The organism is Corallococcus sp. CA041A (assembly GCF_003612075.1).
Taxonomy (GTDB): Bacteria; Myxococcota; Myxococcia; order Myxococcales; family Myxococcaceae; genus Corallococcus; species Corallococcus exiguus.
Genome location: NZ_RAWF01000782.1, coordinates 1 through 381, shown reverse-complemented (window position 1 = coordinate 381; position 381 = coordinate 1). Strand labels below are relative to the sequence as shown.

At 62.2% G+C, this 381-nt stretch carries 1 protein-coding gene; it reads right to left on the bottom strand.

Annotated elements, in window-relative coordinates; genetic code table 11:
* Positions 1–82: 82 nt before the first annotated feature.
* On the bottom strand, positions 83–381 hold a 299-nt coding region (locus tag D7V77_RS43055; RefSeq protein WP_120581800.1), incomplete at its 5' end, for an OsmC family protein.

Sequence of the window (381 nt, the reverse complement as noted above, 5' to 3'; positions counted from 1 at the left end):
GTCTAGAGGAATGGTTGTCACGCCGCTGGTTTCGGCCACGCGGCGCACAGAATCCGGCTTATCGGTCCGCTTCGCTTCTTATTTATTCCGATGCCGTCGGCTGGGTGGCCAGGTCCACCAGTTCCAACGAGTGCGTGATCTCGGCCGTCTTGGCCAGCATGATCGATGCCGAGCAGTATTTCTCGTGCGACAGCTGCACGGCACGCTCTACCGTTTCCCGCTTCAGGTTGCGTCCCGTCACCGTGAAGGTGAAGTGGATGCGCGTGAAGACCTTCGGATCGGTCTCGGCGCGGTCGGCGTGCAGCTTGACGCTGCAGCCTTGCACGTCCTGGCGACCCCGCTTCAGGATCAGCACCACGTCATAGGCGGTGCAGCCACCGG